We start from the raw sequence: 19,929 nt of genomic DNA, 5'->3' as shown, positions 1-19,929 counted from the left end.
ACCCACTCTTTTCCACGCGCAGACCCATTGCCCATCATCCTGAGCAAAGCAAAGGATCTACAGTCTCCTCTGCCGCTGCCTGTTCTGAGCCGTTGCTGTTGCTGTTGCCGTTGCCTGTTTTTTGTTGTCGTTGCTGTTGCTTGTTTTCTTGGTTGTCATTCAGGAGCGAAGCGGAGGAATCTGCTTCTGCCGTTGCGGTTGTCTTTGCTTTTGCCGTTGCTTCTGGGGTAGGTCCGGGCTTTAGCCCGGACATCAAAACCCTCCCCAGAAGCGGGCTTTAGCCCCCGAGGTATGCTTTCTTCCCCTGGCCCAAATCTCCGGATGCTTCCGAAAAAGCGCTGAAGGCGCGCTCTATACCAGCCTAGGGCGAAGCCCTAGGTAACCGAACCCACTAACAAGAAGAGGGCTGAAGGCCCGACCTATCCCTGCCACAACCCCGCAGGCCCGCTACGCGCGGGGCGGGCGTTCACACGCCTTTTTAAAGCTTCGCGCGGCCCTCCCGTTGGTCGGGAACAAACAACCAACGGAAGGCCCCAAGTACTTAACTCGCCAATGGATGTTGCATAGGCTCAAGATCCAACTGCGGCCGCACCTGCTTCTTCGGCCCCCGCTTCCTCGCCACCAGCACCCGAATCCTCTCCAACAGCTCCGCCGCCGAACTCGCCCCCTTGGGCAGAAAAGCATCCGCCGCCAGCGCCCGGTCATAGCTCGTCACCGTCCCCGAAACAATCATCGTCGGCAGCGCCGGATGAATCTGCCGCGCCTTCCGCACCAGGTCATTGCCATCCATCTGCGGCATCAGCAGGTCGGTAAGCAGAAGGTCAATCGCCCCCTGAGCCGTGCGTTCCAGAATCTCCAGCGCCTCCTGCGGTGAGCCGACAGCAATCACTCGATATCCGCGTGTCTCCAGCAGAAAGGTGCGTACAGAAAGGATCTGTTCATTGTCGTCGATGCAGAGGATGGTCTTCTTTGGGCGCATATTTCCGGGCTCTCTATCTCTCCGCGCGCGGGTCGGGCGTGCGAAATGTCTGTGCCTTCGCTCGGCGCGGCGGCTGTTTGGCCGCGCAGCCGGGCGGACGGCTGGGTGATCGCATACCGCGGCCCGTTGGAGCGTGAATCCGTCTCCGAAGCAAGCTGGGGCCACCTGCTCTTTTGCACAACCGCTGAAGCAGCAGAAAAAGACAAAGCTCTCCTGTCTGCTCCCGCGGCCCCCACCCGAAACGGGTTTTGAGGCGCAAAGGATCAGTGCCCCCGATCCACAGGGATATCCGGTGGACCGCGGGTGAGAGAGAAGCATGGTTGCCGGGGATGCAGGTTGCGCTCGCGGTAGGGGCTGACGGCTGGAGTTTTCCAGTGCCGGGCGGGACCCTTTACCCGCACAGGGCTACTCAGGGAACTGCGAGGTCAGCGGATCGGAGGCCATAGATGCCGTCACCAAAAATGACGGCAGAGGTCCGACCCGTCTGCTGGTTGCAGTCGGGGAGCGTGTCTGTACGGGAGCCGCGACTGCAGAGGCAGTCAGGCTTCTCTCAACTCAATTGTGTGTAAACAGCAAAGTTTCTAATCGGTAAAGCAGTAAAGCTATCGACCGAAAACAACAAGGCCATGAACTACTTCAAAGCCTTCCGCTCTCCCCCGGCATCGCCGGATCAAGAACGGCTGTGCTTGATTGCTTTCTCACATTACGAAGGGGCACCCAGCTTGGCAACTGGCGAATAAATGGCGAAAACGCTCCTGTTTTCACGTTGCTCATCCACCGCAAACGCGCAGACCCCTATGAATGTTGCGGTTTGAAGAATTAGAGCTGTGTAAAACCTTTGCATCACGGCAGGAAAAACCGTCCCGTTGCCACTGGAATAGTGCGTCCGCCGACGAACACCTCTGTGACATTTTCGTGAACAAGACTGGCCTGAACGTGAATCCGGCTTGGCCGCAGCATCTCCAAGCCCTGTTCGAAGACCGTGGGCCGTCCGCTGGTTACAAATCCGTGACGAACCAGGTAAGCGATGGCGCATCCGCTGGCCGATCCCGTAGCCGGGTCTTCGCCGTTATAAAACTGCATCCGGCAGTGCCAGTCCGCGCCCGAGAACGGCGCAGCCGGAGTCAGGCAGTAGAAAAACTTCGCATCGCAGCGGTCGAGATAGGCCTGCGCCGCCGCCTGAGGAATGGCGAGCCTCCCCGCCACCTCCAGCGAACGCAGCGGGACAATGCAGAAGGGCATCCCCGTAGAGACCGTCTGGATGGGCATAGCGGCGTCGATGTCCTCCGGTGCAAGCCCTAGAGCCTCCGCCACAGCATCACGCTCGTGCAGGTCACCAAAGACCGGATCCTGCTGCCGCATGGTGCCGAAGACTCCCTGCTCCCCCGCCGCCTGCTCCTCAAACCGAACCGTGATCGGCCCCACCTTCAGCTCGAGCGTGATCTCCCCCGCGCCGCGCAGCACAGGATGATTCCAGTACAACCAACTGGCCGTGCCCAGCGTAGGATGCCCGGCAAAGCGCAGCTCCTCCTGCACGGTGAAGATGCGCACCAGCACTCCCCGCTCGCTCTCCACGGCGGTCTCTCGCGGCAGAATGAAGGTGGTCTCAGCGAAGTTGGTTTCGCGCGCCAGCGCCTGCATCTCGGCGGTAGTGAGCGAGCTGGCATCGGTAAAGATGCCAAGTTGATTGCCTTCGAGGGCTCGTTCGGCGAAGACGTTGACCTGAGCGTAGTCGAGGACACGAGTGGGGGTACGGGTTGACATGAGAACTCCGTGCGCGTAGGTTATGAGAACCGCAGTGAGGTGAAACTGCCTCTGCCAGAGTAACCGGCCTGCGGGCAAGTTAGGATTTTCTAGAGGATTGAATGAAGACTTCGATCGCCAACATGACCTGCACCCGTTGCCGCTGCTGTCGCTGTGACCAGGCGCGGGTGTGGATGCGCGAATCGGAGTAGATCAAGCCCTCCGAGACACGACAGAACCCACCCAGGGCTGGTAAGCGGGGTGGTTTTTTTGTGGAATAAACCCCAACGTTTTTTCACGGAACGAATCTAAACAAGGAACGAGGCAATCCGGATATGTCACTTCGCATCAATGATATTGCTCCCGACTTCACCGCCGAGACGACGCAGGGCACGATCAACTTCCACGAGTGGATCGGCGACAGCTGGGCCGTGCTCTTCTCGCACCCGAAGGACTTCACTCCGGTCTGCACCACCGAGCTGGGCGCGGTAGCGAACCTCGAGGCACAGTTTGCCGAGCGCGGCACCAAGGTGATCGGCCTGAGCGTCGACCCGGTGGGCGCGCACGAGGCGTGGGCACAGGACATCGAAGACGTGGGCGGAGCCAAGGTGACCTATCCCCTGATCGGCGACCCTGAGCTGAAGGTTGCCAAGCTCTACGACATGCTGGCCGCCGATGCGGGCACCACCTCCGAGGGCCGTACCCCGGCCAACAACGCTCCCGTGCGCACGGTCTTCGTGATCGGCCCCGACAAGCGCATCAAGCTGCTGATGGCCTATCCGATGACGACCGGCCGCAACTTCGACGAGATCATCCGCGTGCTGGACTCCATCCAACTGACGGCGACTCACAAGGTAGCGACCCCGGCAAACTGGAAGCAGGGCGGCGACGTCATCATCACCGGCGCGGTCTCGAACGAGGAAGCGGACAAGATCTTCCCCGGTTACAAGACGGTGAAGCCGTACTTGCGCACGACGACCCAGCCCAAGTAGTTTGCAGTAATGTTGTAGAAGCACTGCTCCGCCGCGTATCTCCTGCGCGGCGGCCGGGCACCGATGGCGAAGTGGCTAACGCGCTGGTCTGCAAAACCAGTATTCATGGGTTCAAATCCCATTCGGTGCTCCAAAAAATCTCCCCACACACACATACGCGAAGCGTCCAAAACCGCACGAAGTGCCGCCCGCCCGGCGCTAAGGCGCACTTGCCGTTGCCTGTTCTTTTGGTTGTCATTCAGGAGCGAAGCGGAGGAATCTGCTTCTGTCCTTGCTTTTGCTGTTGCCCTTAGCGCTGAAGGCGCGCTCTATACCAGCCACAAAAACGTCCTGCCCAACGGGCCTCCTACGCGGAGAGCGGGCGTTCCCACGCCTTTTTAGAGCTTCGCGCGGCCCTCCCGCTGGTCAGGAACAAAATTTTCATTTCAGCTTCAGCCCATCATGCGTCTCTTCCAACCGCAAAGCCTCCTCCGGCTCCACTCCATGATTCTCCCGCAACGCCCCCACCATCTCCCCATACACCGGCGAGTCTTTCCTCACAAACCAGCACTCCCGATCCCCCTCCCCATATCTCCACCCCATGCTCTTCCGATAAGACTCCGACCCATACGAGATCAGCCAAAGCTCATATCCACCCCGGCTCGCGCCCAACACCAGGTTGCGCGTCATATGCACCCATGTCCGTCCCATATACCCCGCCTGCGGCCAATCGCTCCCGACAAGGCACCCCTCCGGCCTGTCCGGATGCAGAATCAGCAGGTCCGGCCTCAGCCTCTCGACATCGCCGGGCTGAATCAACCGATGTGCAAACTCCGCACTATTCAGCCCCCACGCGTCATACGCCTGCCAGCCCGAAAGGTACGGCAGCAACCCGGCTTCGGTCGTCATCATCCTCCCTCGCTGCGGCACCCGGCCCAGGTCCTGGGCAATCTTCGCGATACCGACAAACTGCGAGTACCGAAAGATAAAATACTCGCGGACCCAGGGCAGCAGCAGGAGCAGCATCCAGGCCCATCCCGTAACCCACAACAACTGTCTCCTCTTCCCCGCCAGCGCGGGCCAGTTCACAGCCAGCAGGATCGCCACCGCCACCGGAAGATAGTAGAAGAACCTCTTCGCCACATTCTGATCCAGCCGCATCGTCCAGAAGAACGCCGTCGGCACCACCACCAGCAGAAGGGTCAGCCAAAGCGTCTGCCGCCGGTTTTCCTTCGCCAGCGTCCCCGGCCAGAGCAGCGCCGCCAGCACCATCATCACAAACAGCAGATAGGGCCGACTCTCGTGTGCCGAAGTCGCCACCACCACGCCCAACACGCGCTGCGCATCCGACTTCACCAGAAACGGCAGCGGAAAAAACTCTCCAAAGTAGTGCCACCGCCACAGAAAATAGAGCACTCCCGGCAGCACATACAGCCCGCCGACGACAGCAGCATCCTTCCCCAGCTTCCTGCCGGAGAGCAGCATCCACAGCAACAGCGGCACGGCAAAGACCACCCCATCCGGACGGAACAGGCAGAAGACCAGCGCCGTCAGAGCCGCGCCCGCCACCCTCCGCTCCAGAACGCAGCAAACCAGCGCCACCAGCAGCAGAGCATCCGGCAACATCGCAAACCCCAACACCGCCGCGAATATCTGCGGCAACATAGCCGCAGCCCCCACCACCACCAGCACGCGCCACGCCGTAGCTCTCACCCTCGCAAGCCGCAGCAGCAGCACGCCCAGCCCCATCAGCGAGAGCACGTTGGCCACCTGGCAAAAGAGAAACGCCGGAATCCCCAGGCGCATCGCCCCGCCCACCAGCACCATCCACAGGAAATCGGTCGCGCCCTCCGCCCTCGGCCCACCGGCCACGTAGCTGATCGTCCCATGCTGCGCCAGGTTGCGGCTGTACTGAAACAGGATTACGACATCTTCAGACGGCAGAAAAAAGTGCGGCACCAGCAACAGACCAAGCAGCGCAACGGCCCCACAGAGCCCAATCACGCCAAGCGGCCATCGCCCCGACCAATGCAAAGCGGACGGAGTAGATCGACTGTTCTCAGCTTCTTGACCCTGCAACGTGAAGCTCACTGTTGCATTCTACGCAAGCCCAGCCGGAAGGAGTCAGGACACATCTCACCCCAGTCCCAAATCGGGTCTTAGCCAGGCGGGGCATATCTCAAATCTGAAACATGCCCCGCCACACTTATTCGGCTGGATCGTAGTTCAGATTCGGTCCCAGCCACCGCTCGACCTCGGCCACACTCATACCCTTGCGCGCGTGATAATCCTCCACCTGGTCCCGCTCAATCTTGCCCAGGCTGAAGTACCGCGACTGCGGATGCGCAAAGTAAATCCCACTTACACTCGACCCCGGCCACATCGCAAACGACTCCGTAATCTGCATCCCGGTCTTCGCCTGCACGTCGAGCAGATCCCACAGCGCGCCCTTCTCCGTATGATCGGGACACGCCGGATACCCCGGAGCCGGTCTTATCCCCCGATACCCCTCCTGGATCAACTCCTGCGGCGTCAGCCCTTCCCCACGCCCGTACCCCCACTCATCCCGCACCCTCTTGTGCAGACACTCCGCAAAAGCCTCAGCCAGCCGGTCCGCCAGCGCCTCGGCCATGATGGCGTTGTAATCATCGTTCTCAGCTCTGAAGCGGTCGCACAGCTCCTTCACCCCAATCCCGCTGGTCACCGCGAAGCCGCCGATGTAGTCCCGCAGCCCGGTCTCCTTCGGAGCAATAAAGTCGGCCAACGACCGGCAAGGCTCACTCCCCTCCCGGTTCGCCTGCTGCCGCAAAAAGTGGAACCGCTTCACCACCGTCTCGCGGCTCTCATCGGCATACAGCTCCACATCATCGCCCACGGCATTGGCAGGAAAGAACCCATAAACACCCCGCGCCGTAATCAGCTTCTGCGCAATGATCGTGTCCAGCAGCGCTTTGCCATCGGCAAAGATCTGCCTTGCCTGCGCCCCCTGCTCCTCATGGTCGAGGATGCGTGGATAGATCCCCTTCAGCCCCCACGTATGGAAGAACGGCGACCAGTCGATGAACTCCCGCAGCGTCTCCAGCGGAAAATCATCCAGCACCCGCACGCCAGTAAACTCGGGCACGGCGAGATCCTCAGCCCGCCACTCAATCGGCGTCCGACGCCCACGCGCAACCTCCAGCGAAACAGCCTGCTGCTTCGGAGCAGAGTGAGCCTTACGCACCGCCTCGTAGTCAGCACGATGCTTCGCCACAAACTCTGGCTTGCTCTCATCACTCAGCAAGCTGGTCGTCACCGGCACGGCCCTGCTGGCGTCGAGCACATGCACCACCGGCTCGCTATAGTGCGGCGCAATCTTCACCGCCGTATGCGCCCTGCTGGTAGTCGCCCCGCCGATCAGCAGCGGCAGCTTGAACCCCTGCCGCTCCATCTCCTTGGCCACATGCACCATCTCATCCAGCGACGGCGTAATCAGCCCACTCAGCCCGATCATGTCCGCCTTCTCGGCCTTCGCCCTCTCCAGAATCTTCTCGCACGAGACCATCACCCCCATGTCGATGACCTCGTAGTTATTACAAGCCAGCACCACACCGACGATGTTCTTACCGATATCGTGCACATCGCCCTTCACCGTAGCCAGCACGATCTTCCCCTGCGCTTTGACAACCTGCCCGGCCGCCTCCATCGCAGCCTTCTCGGCCTCCATAAACGGAGTCAGGTGAGCCACAGCCTTCTTCATCACACGAGCCGACTTCACCACCTGCGGCAGAAACATCTTGCCCGCACCAAACAGGTCGCCCACCACGCTCATCCCCGCCATCAGCGGCCCTTCGATCACCAGCAGAGGCCGCCCCAGCTTCACCCGAGCCTCCTCCGTATCGATCTCGATGTACGCGTCCATCCCCTTCACCAGCGCGTGCGCGAGCCGCTCCTCTACCGTGCCGTTGCGCCACTCCTCAGCCTTCTTCTCCGTGACGACCGTACCGACGTCCTTCAGCCTCTCGCCGTGTTCGACCAGACGTTCGGTAGCATCGGGCCGCCGGTTGAGCAGCACATCCTCGACCAGCACCTTCAGCTCCGGCTCAATCTCCTCGTACACCTCGAGCATCCCGGCGTTGACGATGCCCATATCCATGCCGGCAGCAATCGCGTGATACAAGAAAGCCGAGTGCATCGCCTCGCGCACCTTGTTGTTCCCGCGAAAGCTGAACGAGATATTCGAGACACCACCCGAGACCTTTGCATGGGGCAGATTCGCCTTGATCCACCGCGTGGCATTGATGAAGTCCACCGCGTAGTTGTTATGCTCCTCCATCCCGGTAGCGACGGTCAGGATATTCGGGTCGAAGATAATATCCTCAGGCGGAAACCCAACCTCATCCACCAGAATCCGGTAAGCCCGCTCGCAGATGCGGATCTTCTCCGCATAAGTCGCAGCCTGCCCATCCTCATCGAAGGCCATCACCACCACCGCCGCGCCATACTTTCTTACCTTCGCAGCGTTCTCGCGAAACTTCGCCTCGCCCTCCTTCAGCGAGATCGAGTTCACAATCCCCTTGCCCTGCAAGCACTTCAGCCCGGCCTCGATGACCTCCCACTTCGACGAGTCCACCATGAAGGGGGCCTTGGCCACCTCCGGCTCACTCCCCAGCAGCTGCAAAAACCGCGTCATCGCAGCCACGCCGTCGATCATCCCCTCGTCCATGCAGATGTCGATGACGTTCGCGCCATTCTCCACCTGCTGCCGCGCAATCGCGATCGCCTCTTCGTACTTGCCCTCTTTGATGAGCCTGGCAAACTTCGGCGACCCGGCCACGTTGGTCCGCTCGCCGATCATGATGTACACGCCCGGCTGCTGCGTAAAGGGCTGCGATCCCGAGAGCCGCAGTGGCTTAGTCTCTACTCCACTCATGCTCCCGCCTCGAACTTCCGCGGAGCCTGGCCCTCAAGGGCCTTGGCAATCGCCGCAATGTGCTCCGGGGTATTGCCGCAGCATCCCCCGGCGATATTGATCAATCCATCCTGCGCAAAGCCGCCCAGAAACCGCGCCATATCCGGCGGCCCCAGATCAAACCCAGTCTCCGACAGAGGATTCGGCAACCCCGCATTGGGATAGCACGAGATGGCCACATCAGCCTTCTGCGCCAGCTCACTCAAAAACGGATACATCAGGTCCGGCCCCAGCGAGCAGTTCAGCCCCACCGCCAGCGGCTTCACATGATTGACCGCATTCCAGAAAGCCTCCGTGGTCTGGGCCGAGATCAGCGTCTCCCCCCCGCGCCCCACCGCCGCCGAGATCATCACCGGCAGCTCCGTCCCCTTCGCCGTAAGCCCATCCTCATCGAAGACCTCACGAATCGCCACCAGCGCGGCCTTTGCGTTCAACGAGTCAAAGATCGTCTCCACCAGCAACAGGTCCGATCCCCCGGCAATCAACGCCCTAATCTGCTGCGCATAAGCAGCCTTCACCTGGTCGAACGTCACCACCCGAAACCCGGCATCATCGGCATCGGGCGAGTTCGAGAGCGACACCGTCAGCGGGCCAATCGCCCCGGCCACAAACCTCTGCCGCCCGGTCTCATTGCCCACCCGGTCAGCCCACTCCCGGCACTGCCGCGCCGACTGCTCATTGATCTCCCAGGCCAGTCCATCCAGGTACGAGTCCTCAATAATCTTCTGATAGAACTCAGGATCCTTCCGCCCGCCATGCTCCCGCGGATCGTCCACAAAGAACTCGCTCTGCGTAATGCTGGTCGCGCCAAAGGTATTGGTCTCGATGATGTCCGCACCCGCCTCCAGAAACCGGCGATGAATATCGCAGATCATCGTCGGCTGCGTCAGCGAGAAGAGGTCGCCGTTATTCAGCAGATCCTTGGTCGAGTCCTGAAACCGTTCGCCGCGAATATCCGCCTCAGCCATGCCATAGGTGCGGATCGTCGTCCCCATCGCACCGTCGATGATGGCAATTCGCTTCCGGAGGATATCTACAAGAGGATGTGGGTGAGCTTTCGTCATGTCTCCCTGGGGCCTTGGGCGTGGCCGCGCGCGGACCAGCCGCGCAAAGCTCAGGGCATCTGGCCGGAGCCGAGTTATTCAGCTCTTCCACGCACTAGCCCTTAAGCCTGCCACATTCAGCGCAAACGCGCCTCATCCATTATAGGCGACCACCCCACCCACCATCCCCCCAACCAAGACCACTCGTTGCCGTTGCCTGTTCTCTTGGTCGTCATTCAGGAGCGAAGCGGAGGAATCTGCTTCTGTCTTTGCCGTTGCGGTTGTCTTTGCCGTTGCTTCTGGGGTAGGTCCGGGCTTTAGCCCGGACATCAAAACCCACCCCAGAAGCGGGCTTTAGCCCCCGAGGTGTGCTTTCCTCACCCCACCCACATCCTCAATGCACATCCAACTCGATCTTCCCCGCCTGCTTCGGAGGCCGCTTGAGCAGCAACACCAAAGGCAGCAAACAAAGCAGAATATAAGTAAACAACCGATACTGATCCATATAAGCCAACAGCGTAGCCTGCCGCTGCACCTGCTGATAAAGCAGCGCCAACCCGGCATAAGCGTTATCCACCGCCGACCCACCCACAGCCCCGCCCAATCGCTGCGCCGCACTCATCGCCTGCACATTCGAAGCCGTAATATTCGCCGCTAAGAACGTCTGGTGCATCTGAGCGGTCCGTTGCAAGAACGTACTGGAAAGAGCAATTCCAATACTCCCGCCCTCATTCCTCACCAGCGCATAGATCCCGGCTGCATTGCTGCTCTGGTCCGCCGGAAGAAACCGGAACATGATCGTGCTCAACGGTACGGTCGTCATCCCCAGCCCCATCACCTGCAACACACGCGGCCAGATCAGGTTCGTCTCCGCAACCTCCAGGTTCCCCAGCGAGAGCCACCACGTAGCCACGGTCATCGTCGTAAGCCCCAGCGCAATCATCCGCCGCGCATCCGAGCCCCGGCTCAGCAGCCAGCCAATAATCGGCACCTCAACCATCGTCACCAAACCAGATGGCGACACCGCAAACCCCGCCGTGGTCGCGTCATACCCCAGCAGCTCCTGCATAAACTGCGGCAGCAAGAAGGTCGTCGCATACAACGCCGTATACATTCCCAGCACGATCACGCAGCAGAAGAGAAAGTTCCTCTCCTTCAGCAGCCGCAGGTTCACCACCGGATTCTTGGTATGCAGCTCCCAGAAGACCGCGGCAATCAAGCAAAAAACCGCCGTAGCCGCCGACCAGCTAATAAAGGTCGAACCAAACCAATCCAGCTCCTGCCCACGATCGAGCACAATCTCCAGCGCGGCCAACCCCAGCGACACAAAGGCCAACCCCGCCACGTCAATCTGCAGCGGTTTCCCTTTCTGCGCCTTACGCTTCTCGATCAAGTGCGGAGGATCACGCAGCACAATCCGCGTCAAAAACGCGCACAGCATCCCAATCGGAATATTGATATAGAAGATCCAGCGCCACGAGTAGTTATCCGTAATCCACCCGCCCAGCGTAGGCCCCAGCACCGGCGCGCAAAGAATCGCGATGGTATAGACCGCCATCGCCATCCCGCGCTTATTGCCCGGAAACGAGTCCGCCAGAATCGCCTGCACCGACGGCTGCAACCCACCACCCGACAGCCCTTGCAGTACCCGAAACACCACCAGCATCCCCAGCGTAGGCGCAATCCCGCAGCAGGCCGAGAACAGCGTAAACAAGATCACCGAGCCAAGATAAAAGTTCTTCCGCCCCAGCACGCCGGAGATCCACCCGCTGATCGGCAGAATAATCGCATTGGCCACCAGGTAGCTGGTCAGCACCCAGGTGCTCTCATCCTGAGAGGCCGACAGACTCCCCGCGATATGCGGCAGCGCCACGTTCGCAATCGACGTATCCAGCACCTCCATAAAGGTGCCCATCGTCACGACCAGCGCAATAATCCAGGGGTTATAGAGCCGAGGTGCCGCAACCGTCTCCAACTCAACGCCCGGCTCGAACTCCGGCGCGCTGGCGCCCAGCGCAGCCTCCGCGGTATCGATATTTGACTGAACGGTCATAAAAATGACTCCTCGGTCATTATACCGCCACATCTCCCCGCCGGACAGAGAACAATATGTTAAGTTGAACAGGTGGCCGCCTCTTCCAAAGTCCGCAAACAGGTCCTAACCGACCTTCGGCGCACCGAGATCATCGCCGCGGCGCTGAAGATCTTCGGCACCAAAGGCTTCGCCGCCGCGCGCGCAGAGGACATCGCCGCCCAGGCCGACATCGCCAAAGGCACGCTCTACCTGTACTTCCGCTCCAAAGAAGAGATTTATGTCGCAGCCGTCCAGCACGCCATTGACCAGCTCAACGAACGCGTCCAGGAGCGCCTGCAATCGGCCACCGGTATCCGCCAGAGAGTAGCCGCCTTCGTCACCGCCCGGCTCGAGTTCTGGCTCGAGCGCCGCAGCCTCTACCGCCTGCTCCTCACCGTCGGCCGCGAGGCCCAAAACCGCAAGCAGACCAACGCCCTCCTCCGCACCTCAGCCCAAAGCCTGGTCACCCTGCTCGAAGAGGGCGTAGCCACCGGCGAAATCCAGCCCCAGCCCCTTGAAGCCATCTCCTGGGCCGTCATCGACCTATTACGCGGAGCCAACGAGCGCCGCCTCGACGGCGTAGTCGCTCATTCCATCGAGCAGGACGCGGAGTTCATCACGCGCCTGACCCTCCACACCCTCGGCCTCACCGAAGAACCCTCATCTCCCGCAAAAAGCAGCAGCAACCACCCTACTGCGCAATCGTGACCGCTGCCGCACTCTGCAGTTGAAAAGAGCGATTCGCCAGAAATATCCCCACAAAAGTAAAAGGATAGCTAACCGTCACCTTGACCACACATCCAGGACTATTGACTCCCTGGGTCACATCGCAGACGGCACCCGAGGCCGTCTGTCCAGGCCACTGCGTCGTCACAATCAGACCGTCAGCCGACATACCACCAGGCACCGTACTCTTCACAAACGAAGTAACATCCGTATTGATCGCGTCACAGTTAAACATCGTGGGCGTAGCACAAGCAGTTCCGCTCCAAGTGGAGCCGCGAACCATGGCATAACGCACCGCATCCCGTGCCGCGCCGGCCAGGTAATGATCAATATAGATGGCTCGGGAGAACTCCAGAATACCGAAGATAGTTGCCATCACAATCAGGCAGCACAGAGCAAACTCCAGTAGCGCACTTCCCCTTTCATCAGCCGCGAAATCATGTCGCACCACACCTACATCGACCATAACCACCCGCAACATCATTTAGCGCGAAACCCGCATTCTAGCCTTGCCCTGTAATAGCAGCGAATTCGTAAGCCCCGGATAGGGCAGGATAGGAACATAAGTCACCGAGGTATCGACCTCCACATAGTTCACGACATTCAACGTACAAGTGGGCGGCGACACACAAGAATCCACGGCCTGGCTACCATCCGAGCACTCACATCCATACTTAGCCACCGGCGTCAGCGTCGGCAAATCCGGCGCATCCAGGCTGGAGGCTGCAACCATCCCCGCCGTATCCGTCATATTCTGCGTCCCGTACTGCGCCCCCGAGTAAGCCGACGACGAGACCTCCATCGCAACGTAATAGGCCCTCCCCAGATCCACCGCTACCACCAGCAATAGCAGCAACATCGGCAGCAGCAGCGCCGTCTCCAGCAGGCTGGAGCCTTCTTCTTCCCCGGCACGATTTAATATCTTCCAGTCCATCAAACCACTCCCGTACTTACTGCACTAACACAGCATTGTCACCATTCACCGGACTTCCACTCTGCAAAGTCGCATAGTTACTCCCTACAGTACTCAATATCTGAGCGGTAAAAGTAATATCCCTGGCAACCAAAATATTGTAAGAAGGTGTAATGACACCGACAGCATAATTAAGCTGTGCATCAGGCATATAGATAGCTCCACTCAGATTGCTTGGGCTCACCAGACTGGCAACAAACGTGCCGGGAGCTGTATTTCCGTGAGCCTGGAAAAATAAAATACCAGCATACTCACCTTGTGTATTTGCAGATAAATTAAAGCTGCCGAGAGGAAGAATGCCGCCAATGGCCGATGTAGCCACAACAGAAAAACCACCCGAGGTGCTTTCGTTATAAAACAAAACATTGCTACCACTAATAGAAGACAGCAAACCGCCAATGTTGATCTGTAGACCACCTGTTGTTGGTTGGGGTATCCCCAGGATAGTGCTATGGCCGTCTTTCAAAATATAAGTACCGGGATTAAACGTAATGCTCGAAAGCAACGAGGCAGTAATAGAAATTCCACCACAATAAACTCCCGGATTGAATACGATATTGGCCAGCAGCGGAAGAGTGAGATTTACCGGAGTTGCCGATCCATAATACGGAGGCCCGGATGAAGAGCTGGGACATGCATCGCCAGTCGGAGCCGGTAAATAAGCAAGCGGATCGGCTGGCGATGGCGGAGGAACATGCAGCGTCGGCGGCGGCGTCGAACCACAAAGCAACCCCGCCGCCCCACCCGACACGCTGATCTTCGGCGCGGAGATACCAAGCCCCACCACGCAGGCCAATGCAGCATCCGACGTGGACTCATCCACAATCGCGCAGGTTGAGGTAAACCCCACCCCGCCCACGACAGTAATCGCCCCCGGCCCCGAAGGGTCCAGCGCATAGATACAAGGCCCACCCAGCCCATGTGCCGCCTCGGCCCTGGCCGAGATCGGCACATTATCAAACCCCACAATCTTTGCAAAATAAGTCCTGAGCTGCTGCGAGACAACCACTTCCGCATAGCTCAGCTTGCCGGTGTTCGGATCACTGGCCCCCAGGGCACAAGGTCCATTATTCAGAGTCAGGGTCAAAGCCGCGCCCGCCAACCCCGAACAATTCGTCAACAACAAACTCCCCGCATAACCATTCTCAACGAGCGCGCTCTGTGCTGCCGCCTGCATCGCTGGACAGTTCGCAGTCCCACCACATACCCGAACTTCCATCGCCGCAGCCAGCGCCGCGGCATCGGCAGCGTTCTGCAAGTTACGCTTCGCATAGCGCACATGCCCCACATCAACAGCGAGCCCCACAAACGCAATCATCACTACCAGGCACAGCGCCGCCACCACAATAACCTGACCGCTTTCGTCTGACAGTTTTTTCAGGAAAGTCATCCGGCCCCTTAAACCGATCCACCGATACACAGCAGATCGCCTATCTGCGTACCCGCCTCCAGAATCTTCCCCGGCGGCAGTTCCAACACACTCCGCATTGACCAGCTAAGCGAAGTCATCCGATACGGCGGAATCGCGCTCCAAAGCCGGATCACCTTCAGTTCCTTATCGAGCCCAATCACGTCAATGGGAAACGCCATGCCAAAGGTGTGTATCCCCGAAGAAGGCCGGATCCACAGACCTTCCTCCGCTTCCAGCCTCCGTCTGCCCAACAAACCATAGGCACGACGAAAAGTGGTGTTCGCCACCTCAATCCTGCCTCCCATTGACGCTTCACGGGTTATGTTCCAAACCTTTACTCTGCTCATTTTCGCCAGACGAGCTAGTTATTAGCCCGGCCACGACGATACACAATGATTGCCAGAACAACCAGCGCCAGAACCCCGGCAACGATGCGAATCACAGTTGTCATATCCATACTCAAAATCTCCTTTTTCGAAATACATCTATCTCGATTTTCAGCCATCGAGGCTATAACTTACTTATCGGCTCATTCCTTGAAAACCATTCATAATACTTAAAAACGCCGGAGCCAAAAGTACGATAAAAAGGCAGGGAAAGATAAAAAATACCAGCGGAAAGATAATTTTAACTTTTGCTTTGGCCGCGGCTTCTTCTGCCCTTTGACGACGCCTCTGCCTGAGATCTTCGGAAAATTCACTAAGTGCTTTGCCGATAGGCGTACCAAACCGATCTGTCTGCATCAGCATACTTACAAACACTGAGACCTCTTTAATCTTGGTCCTGGTTGCCAGGTTCTGCCATGCCTCAATTCGAGGTCTCCCGGCCCGTTGCTCGAGATAGACACGACTGAGTTCCCCCTGAATCTCAGGATGGCTGATAGCAAGCTCCTCCCCAATGCGAAGCAGTGCCTGATCCAGCCCAAGCCCAGCATTAATACATATAACCAGCAAATCCACCGCATCCGGCAGACTACGAGCAATCTTCTGCCTGCGACTGCGAATCGCAGTATCCAGGCAAATATTAGGAAAAACATATCCAACAACAGCAGATGCAAGAACAGCAAAAAGTGTCTGCTCCCTAACAAAACTACCGACAAAAACTCCAACTAACGGAGTAAGAACTTGCGCCGCAAAAAATAGGTCCTGTGCGTAAGTACTACGCAAACCAGCTGACTGGAGACGCTCCTGTGACTTCTGGCTTGCCGCTATCCCAAGCTTCGATCGAAGTTTTCCTATAAGAGAGACCAACCCCTCTTCAAATCGCTGCCTTCTACCAATCTTCCGCCTGTCGGGCCGGCTACTTTGCACCACTTCGATAAATCTCTGCGCCTCCGCGGTTGGGCGAAGCACAATTGGAGCCATCATCAATATCAGTACGCAAAACAGAGTTAGCCCAATTGCGGCATACAAAATGCTAGTCCCCATACTCACACCTCAATCTCATTGACTACGCGGCGAATCACCAGCCCGCCGACGATCAACATCACAACCCCCGCATAAAATACCTTCTGCCCCTTGGGGTCTTCAAACAAAATATTTGCATAGCCAGGGTTAATAAAATTCATAATTATAAATATAAAAATCGGCAAAAAAAGCAGGATCCACCCAGTGAGACGCCCCTGCGCCGTATGAGTTCTTATCTCCCCCTGGATACGCATACGATCTCGTATGACAGACACAATCCGATCAAAGATCTCTGCAAGATTTCCGCCGGTATCTTTCTGCACCAGAATACCGGTTACAAAAAGTCGAAGATCCATCGAGGGAACGCGGTTCAGCATCTGCATCAGTGCTTCCCGCAGGGAGAGACCATAGTTATGCTTTTTGAATACCTCCGCAAACTCCGTTTTGACAGGCTCTGTCCCTTCCTCCCCAACCATGTTGATCGCCGCCGCAATAGAGTGCCCTGCCCGTAGAGAACGAGCACACAACGCAACACACTCAGGAAGAGCACTATTGAACGCTTCTATTCTCCGAGTTCTCCGCACGCTCATCCATCCAACAGGGACATAGCCCATCATCGTGGAGATACAGGCCGAGACTCCAAAACGAGAAGTAATCCCATAGGTAATCCCAAAAGCCGTCAAAGCTGATCCAAAAATCAGTACTAAAAACACTCCGACGGAGACAGTGCTATCTGCCTGCAGAAGAAAGAGTTGAAAACGGGATAAAAGCCCCGCGCCCGCTGCTAAACCTTCCAATCGCCCAAATCTACCCGACTCGCCCTGGACCAGATATTGCGTCATTGCACGTCGGTTATTATCCACAGCCGAACGTGGAGCTATGACTGCCGCCATTCTGCGGACCATAACATTTTGCTGTCGAGAGAATCGCAACAAAAACATCATCACTCCAAACGCAACAGCAAAAATTACCCCAAATATTAGCCAAAGGCTCATCATTCCCCCTTTCAGATCTCCACCATGTGGTCCATCAGGCCATGCGGCAAAGACATACCAGCTTCACGCAGTTTTTCGCAAAATCTAGGCATAATGCCAGTAGAATAAAAATGACCTTTTACCTTGCCGGCTACAGATAATCCATCTTTTTTGAAAAGAAAAATATCGTTCATACTGATGACTTCGCCTTGGAGTCCTAGCAACTCAGTAATATGAGTAATACGCCTCGATCCATCACTCATACGCGCAACCTGGACAATCAAATGAATTGCCGAAGCAATCTGTGCCCGAATTGCTTTCTCGGGCAGACGGACGCTACCGGTCATCGACATTGTTTCCATACGTGCGATAGCATCCCGCGGCGAATTAGAGTGCACCGTGGTCAATGACCCCTCATGTCCCGTATTCATCGCCTGCAGCATGTCGAGAGTTTCTTCGCCGCGAACCTCGCCAAGAATAATTCGATCTGGCCGCATACGTAGAGCATTGACAACCAACTCACGCTGACGAATTCCCCCGCCGCCTTCCATATTAGGAGGCCTGGTCTCCAGGCGCACGACGTGCTCCTGTTTCATTAAAAGTTCGGCAGAGTCTTCGATCGTAACAATGCGCTCTCGCGCCGAGATAAATCCGGACAAGACATTGAGCAGCGTTGTCTTACCAGCGCCTGTTCCACCCGATACCACAATATTCATGCGTACTTCCACCGCACGCTGCAACAGATCCAACATTGGCCTTGTTAACATCTGGGAACGTAGTAAGTCCTCAGCAACAAGCGGGGTACTTCCAAAACGTCGAATCGATAAGATCGGGCCGTCAATAGCGAGCGGAGGAATAATAACGTTTACACGGGACCCATCTGCCAGTCGAGCGTCCACCATTGGAGAGGATTCATCTACGCGTCTCCCCACCGCGGAAACAATCTTATCGATAATATGCATTAAATGCCTATTATCTCTAAAAACGATATTCGTTTTTTCGAGGAGTCCACGTCGCTCCACATAAACAGAGTTATAAGTATTAACAAGAATATCGCTGATCGTAGGGTCATTAAGAAGTGGCTCGATTGGCCCAAGTCCAAAGACTTCATCCATAACCTCCTGCGTAAGCCTGTCTCGCTCCGTTGCGCTTAGAGGTACGCTCTGTTCGCCCATCAAATGCTGTACAAGAGAAAAAAGCTGTTGCTGTCCGGTACGTGTTTTTCTAAACTCATCCAACCGATTCAGATCAAGCCGTTTTATAAGCTCTTTATGAACCTCAGACTTGACTTGCTGCTGAATAATGTCAGGAACTCCATATACTGTCTGCACAGGATCAACTGCGGTCCATTCAGCCGGACTAGGAACGATATCGGCACTCATAAAGAAAGTGGCATCCTCGATTGATTTTTTGGAGCCTTGATCGACTTCAATAAAGAATCACTTTTTCCATCGAGAAAAAAGATTTTGCGTGACTCTCACACTTGTCTTTATACCTGCCGATCCTGCCACATCTGCTGCCCACTTGCCCATCTGTCCAGCAATCTCGGATTTACTCGAAGGAGAAATTGGCTCACCAAGATTAGTAGAGTTGACACATTCCAGATAGGCAGTCGAGATCTTTATAGAGATCGGAACCTTAAGCATCTTCTCGATCTGCTCAAAATTAATTGCATAAGAAGAGTTGAAACGATTGATTACCACCTGTATCTTTTCCGAAAAGTTTTCTTTAGACGTCAGCCTGTCTATATGACTGGACAAATCCCGGACCGCACTAATCTCCGGCGTTCCGACTAAATAGGCAATGGATGACGAGCGAATAATGGCGTGGCTAATTTGATCTAGATGAATATCCGCGTCGATAATCACATAGTCATACTCCGATCGAAAGAAATCCAGCACTCTGGATACGGTCTGGGCATCTATTACCATAGCCTTATTTGCATCATTGGGAGAAGACAGTACCTCAACACCGCTACGGTGCTTCGTTACATAGCCCCCAAGAAGCTCGCTATCTAAACGATTGACATTTCGAATCACCTCGTGCAAATGACAATTTTCTCCATCGACACCGAGGTAAATACACACATGCCCCATCTCCAAGTGATGATCGATCAAGAGCGTGCGTTTTTTGTGACACTGAGCGAGATATGCCGCAAGATGCACAGCAAGAGTAGTGGCTCCGACACCTCCTTTGGCTCCGAAAAAAGATATGACGGAGCCAGTCTGGACAACTCGTTTTATCGAACTAGACCATGAATCATCAATTTTGTTTAACAGACCCGTCAGCGCAGCTTCATTGAGCGGTTTGACTAGAAATTCGCTACAACCTGTTCTCATTGCCATCAAGATCCTGGCAGGATCCAGACTTCCCGAAACAGCGATAATGGTGATCTTTCCCGTAAACGTTTGCGATAAATATTGCGTCGTCTCAACCGCCGAATCGGTGGACTTATCAAAGTCAACAAAAGCAAGACATAAGCTAGCCGCCTTGATCTGCGAGGCCGAGGATGGACGTCTGCTACTAGAGACATAGGTGTCGAAATGCGACAAACTAAGCGCCCAAGGCTTTTTCCCAACCGCTCGAACAAGAGCAGATGTGTCTGCCACATCCGTGCAGACAGTCATAACAACGACATTTGGGACTTCAGAACCGTAGTTCATGCAACCTTCCTCTTA

At 56.7% G+C, this 19,929-nt stretch carries 17 protein-coding genes and 1 tRNA gene; 3 read left to right on the top strand and 15 right to left on the bottom strand.

Translation table 11 applies throughout. The features are described 5' to 3' along the window. Positions 1-34: 34 nt before the first annotated feature. The 3 genes from FTO74_RS04525 to FTO74_RS04515 all read right to left on the bottom strand — a co-directional run bounded on the left by FTO74_RS04525 (position 35) and on the right by FTO74_RS04515 (position 2,743). Positions 35-253 carry a hypothetical protein gene (locus FTO74_RS04525; protein WP_162537072.1) on the bottom strand — a complete coding sequence of 73 codons (219 nt, stop codon included), beginning with the start codon at positions 251-253 and terminating at the stop codon, positions 35-37. A gap of 288 nt (positions 254-541) precedes the next feature. Then, positions 542-979, bottom strand: a complete 438-nt coding sequence (locus FTO74_RS04520) for a response regulator (protein WP_162537071.1) — start codon at positions 977-979, stop codon at positions 542-544. 843 nt (positions 980-1,822) lie between these two features. Then, the gene (locus tag FTO74_RS04515; RefSeq protein WP_162537070.1) at positions 1,823-2,743 is read right to left on the bottom strand and encodes a PhzF family phenazine biosynthesis protein; all 921 of its coding nucleotides are present in this window, start codon (positions 2,741-2,743) and stop codon (positions 1,823-1,825) included. A 314-nt stretch (positions 2,744-3,057) separates the two neighbouring features. Here FTO74_RS04515 and FTO74_RS04510 point away from each other — a divergent pair, with 314 nt between their 5' ends. Both FTO74_RS04510 and FTO74_RS04505 read left to right on the top strand, forming a co-directional pair. Further along, positions 3,058-3,714 (top strand): peroxiredoxin, encoded by a 657-nt coding sequence (locus tag FTO74_RS04510; protein ID WP_162537069.1) that lies wholly within the window; start codon positions 3,058-3,060, stop codon positions 3,712-3,714. A 57-nt stretch (positions 3,715-3,771) separates the two neighbouring features. After that, positions 3,772-3,847: transfer RNA gene (locus tag FTO74_RS04505), tRNA-Cys, on the top strand. 287 nt (positions 3,848-4,134) lie between these two features. On the opposite strand, the gene FTO74_RS04500 is transcribed toward FTO74_RS04505, so the two are convergent. The 4 genes from FTO74_RS04500 to FTO74_RS04485 all read right to left on the bottom strand — a co-directional run bounded on the left by FTO74_RS04500 (position 4,135) and on the right by FTO74_RS04485 (position 11,740). Continuing rightward, positions 4,135-5,697 (bottom strand): hypothetical protein, encoded by a 1,563-nt coding sequence (locus FTO74_RS04500; RefSeq protein ID WP_162537068.1) that lies wholly within the window; start codon positions 5,695-5,697, stop codon positions 4,135-4,137. 202 nt (positions 5,698-5,899) lie between these two features. Then, positions 5,900-8,605 carry a methionine synthase gene (gene metH / locus FTO74_RS04495; protein WP_162537067.1) on the bottom strand — a complete coding sequence of 902 codons (2,706 nt, stop codon included), beginning with the start codon at positions 8,603-8,605 and terminating at the stop codon, positions 5,900-5,902. Then, on the bottom strand, positions 8,602-9,708 hold the full coding sequence (locus tag FTO74_RS04490) for a homocysteine S-methyltransferase family protein (RefSeq protein ID WP_162537066.1): 1,107 nt from the start codon (positions 9,706-9,708) through the stop codon (positions 8,602-8,604). Before FTO74_RS04490 ends, metH begins: the two co-directional genes overlap by 4 nt. Positions 9,709-10,081: 373 nt before the next feature. Further along, positions 10,082-11,740, bottom strand: coding sequence for a DHA2 family efflux MFS transporter permease subunit (locus tag FTO74_RS04485; RefSeq protein ID WP_162537065.1), 1,659 nt, complete (start codon positions 11,738-11,740; stop codon positions 10,082-10,084). Between the two features lie 72 nt (positions 11,741-11,812). Here FTO74_RS04485 and FTO74_RS04480 point away from each other — a divergent pair, with 72 nt between their 5' ends. Beyond that, positions 11,813-12,469 carry a TetR/AcrR family transcriptional regulator gene (locus tag FTO74_RS04480; RefSeq protein ID WP_162537064.1) on the top strand — a complete coding sequence of 219 codons (657 nt, stop codon included), beginning with the start codon at positions 11,813-11,815 and terminating at the stop codon, positions 12,467-12,469. Here FTO74_RS04480 and FTO74_RS04475 read toward each other — a convergent pair. The 8 genes from FTO74_RS04475 to FTO74_RS04440 all read right to left on the bottom strand — a co-directional run bounded on the left by FTO74_RS04475 (position 12,453) and on the right by FTO74_RS04440 (position 19,914). Beyond that, the gene (locus FTO74_RS04475) at positions 12,453-12,971 is read right to left on the bottom strand and encodes a TadE/TadG family type IV pilus assembly protein (protein WP_162537063.1); all 519 of its coding nucleotides are present in this window, start codon (positions 12,969-12,971) and stop codon (positions 12,453-12,455) included. The two genes, FTO74_RS04480 and FTO74_RS04475, sit on opposite strands and share 17 nt — an antisense overlap. Beyond that, positions 12,972-13,421 carry a TadE/TadG family type IV pilus assembly protein gene (locus FTO74_RS04470; protein WP_255462496.1) on the bottom strand — a complete coding sequence of 150 codons (450 nt, stop codon included), beginning with the start codon at positions 13,419-13,421 and terminating at the stop codon, positions 12,972-12,974. It lies immediately after the preceding gene. 16 nt (positions 13,422-13,437) lie between these two features. Beyond that, positions 13,438-14,850, bottom strand: a complete 1,413-nt coding sequence (locus FTO74_RS04465) for a pilus assembly protein TadG-related protein (protein WP_162537062.1) — start codon at positions 14,848-14,850, stop codon at positions 13,438-13,440. A gap of 8 nt (positions 14,851-14,858) precedes the next feature. After that, positions 14,859-15,176 (bottom strand): DUF192 domain-containing protein, encoded by a 318-nt coding sequence (locus FTO74_RS04460; RefSeq protein ID WP_255462611.1) that lies wholly within the window; start codon positions 15,174-15,176, stop codon positions 14,859-14,861. Between the two features lie 216 nt (positions 15,177-15,392). Further along, positions 15,393-16,298, bottom strand: a complete 906-nt coding sequence (locus tag FTO74_RS04455) for a type II secretion system F family protein (RefSeq protein ID WP_162537060.1) — start codon at positions 16,296-16,298, stop codon at positions 15,393-15,395. Between the two features lie 2 nt (positions 16,299-16,300). Continuing rightward, complete coding sequence (locus FTO74_RS04450) at positions 16,301-17,275, bottom strand: type II secretion system F family protein (RefSeq protein ID WP_162537059.1); 975 nt, start codon at positions 17,273-17,275, stop codon at positions 16,301-16,303. A gap of 8 nt (positions 17,276-17,283) precedes the next feature. Continuing rightward, positions 17,284-18,633, bottom strand: coding sequence for a CpaF family protein (locus FTO74_RS04445; protein WP_162537058.1), 1,350 nt, complete (start codon positions 18,631-18,633; stop codon positions 17,284-17,286). A 57-nt stretch (positions 18,634-18,690) separates the two neighbouring features. After that, the gene (locus tag FTO74_RS04440) at positions 18,691-19,914 is read right to left on the bottom strand and encodes an AAA family ATPase (protein WP_162537057.1); all 1,224 of its coding nucleotides are present in this window, start codon (positions 19,912-19,914) and stop codon (positions 18,691-18,693) included. Positions 19,915-19,929 lie beyond the last annotated feature (15 nt).

The organism is Granulicella sp. WH15 (assembly GCF_009914315.1).
Classification (GTDB): Bacteria; Acidobacteriota; Terriglobia; order Terriglobales; family Acidobacteriaceae; genus Edaphobacter.
Note: the sequence above shows the minus strand (reverse complement) of the source record. Positions and strands in the feature narration are given on the sequence as shown.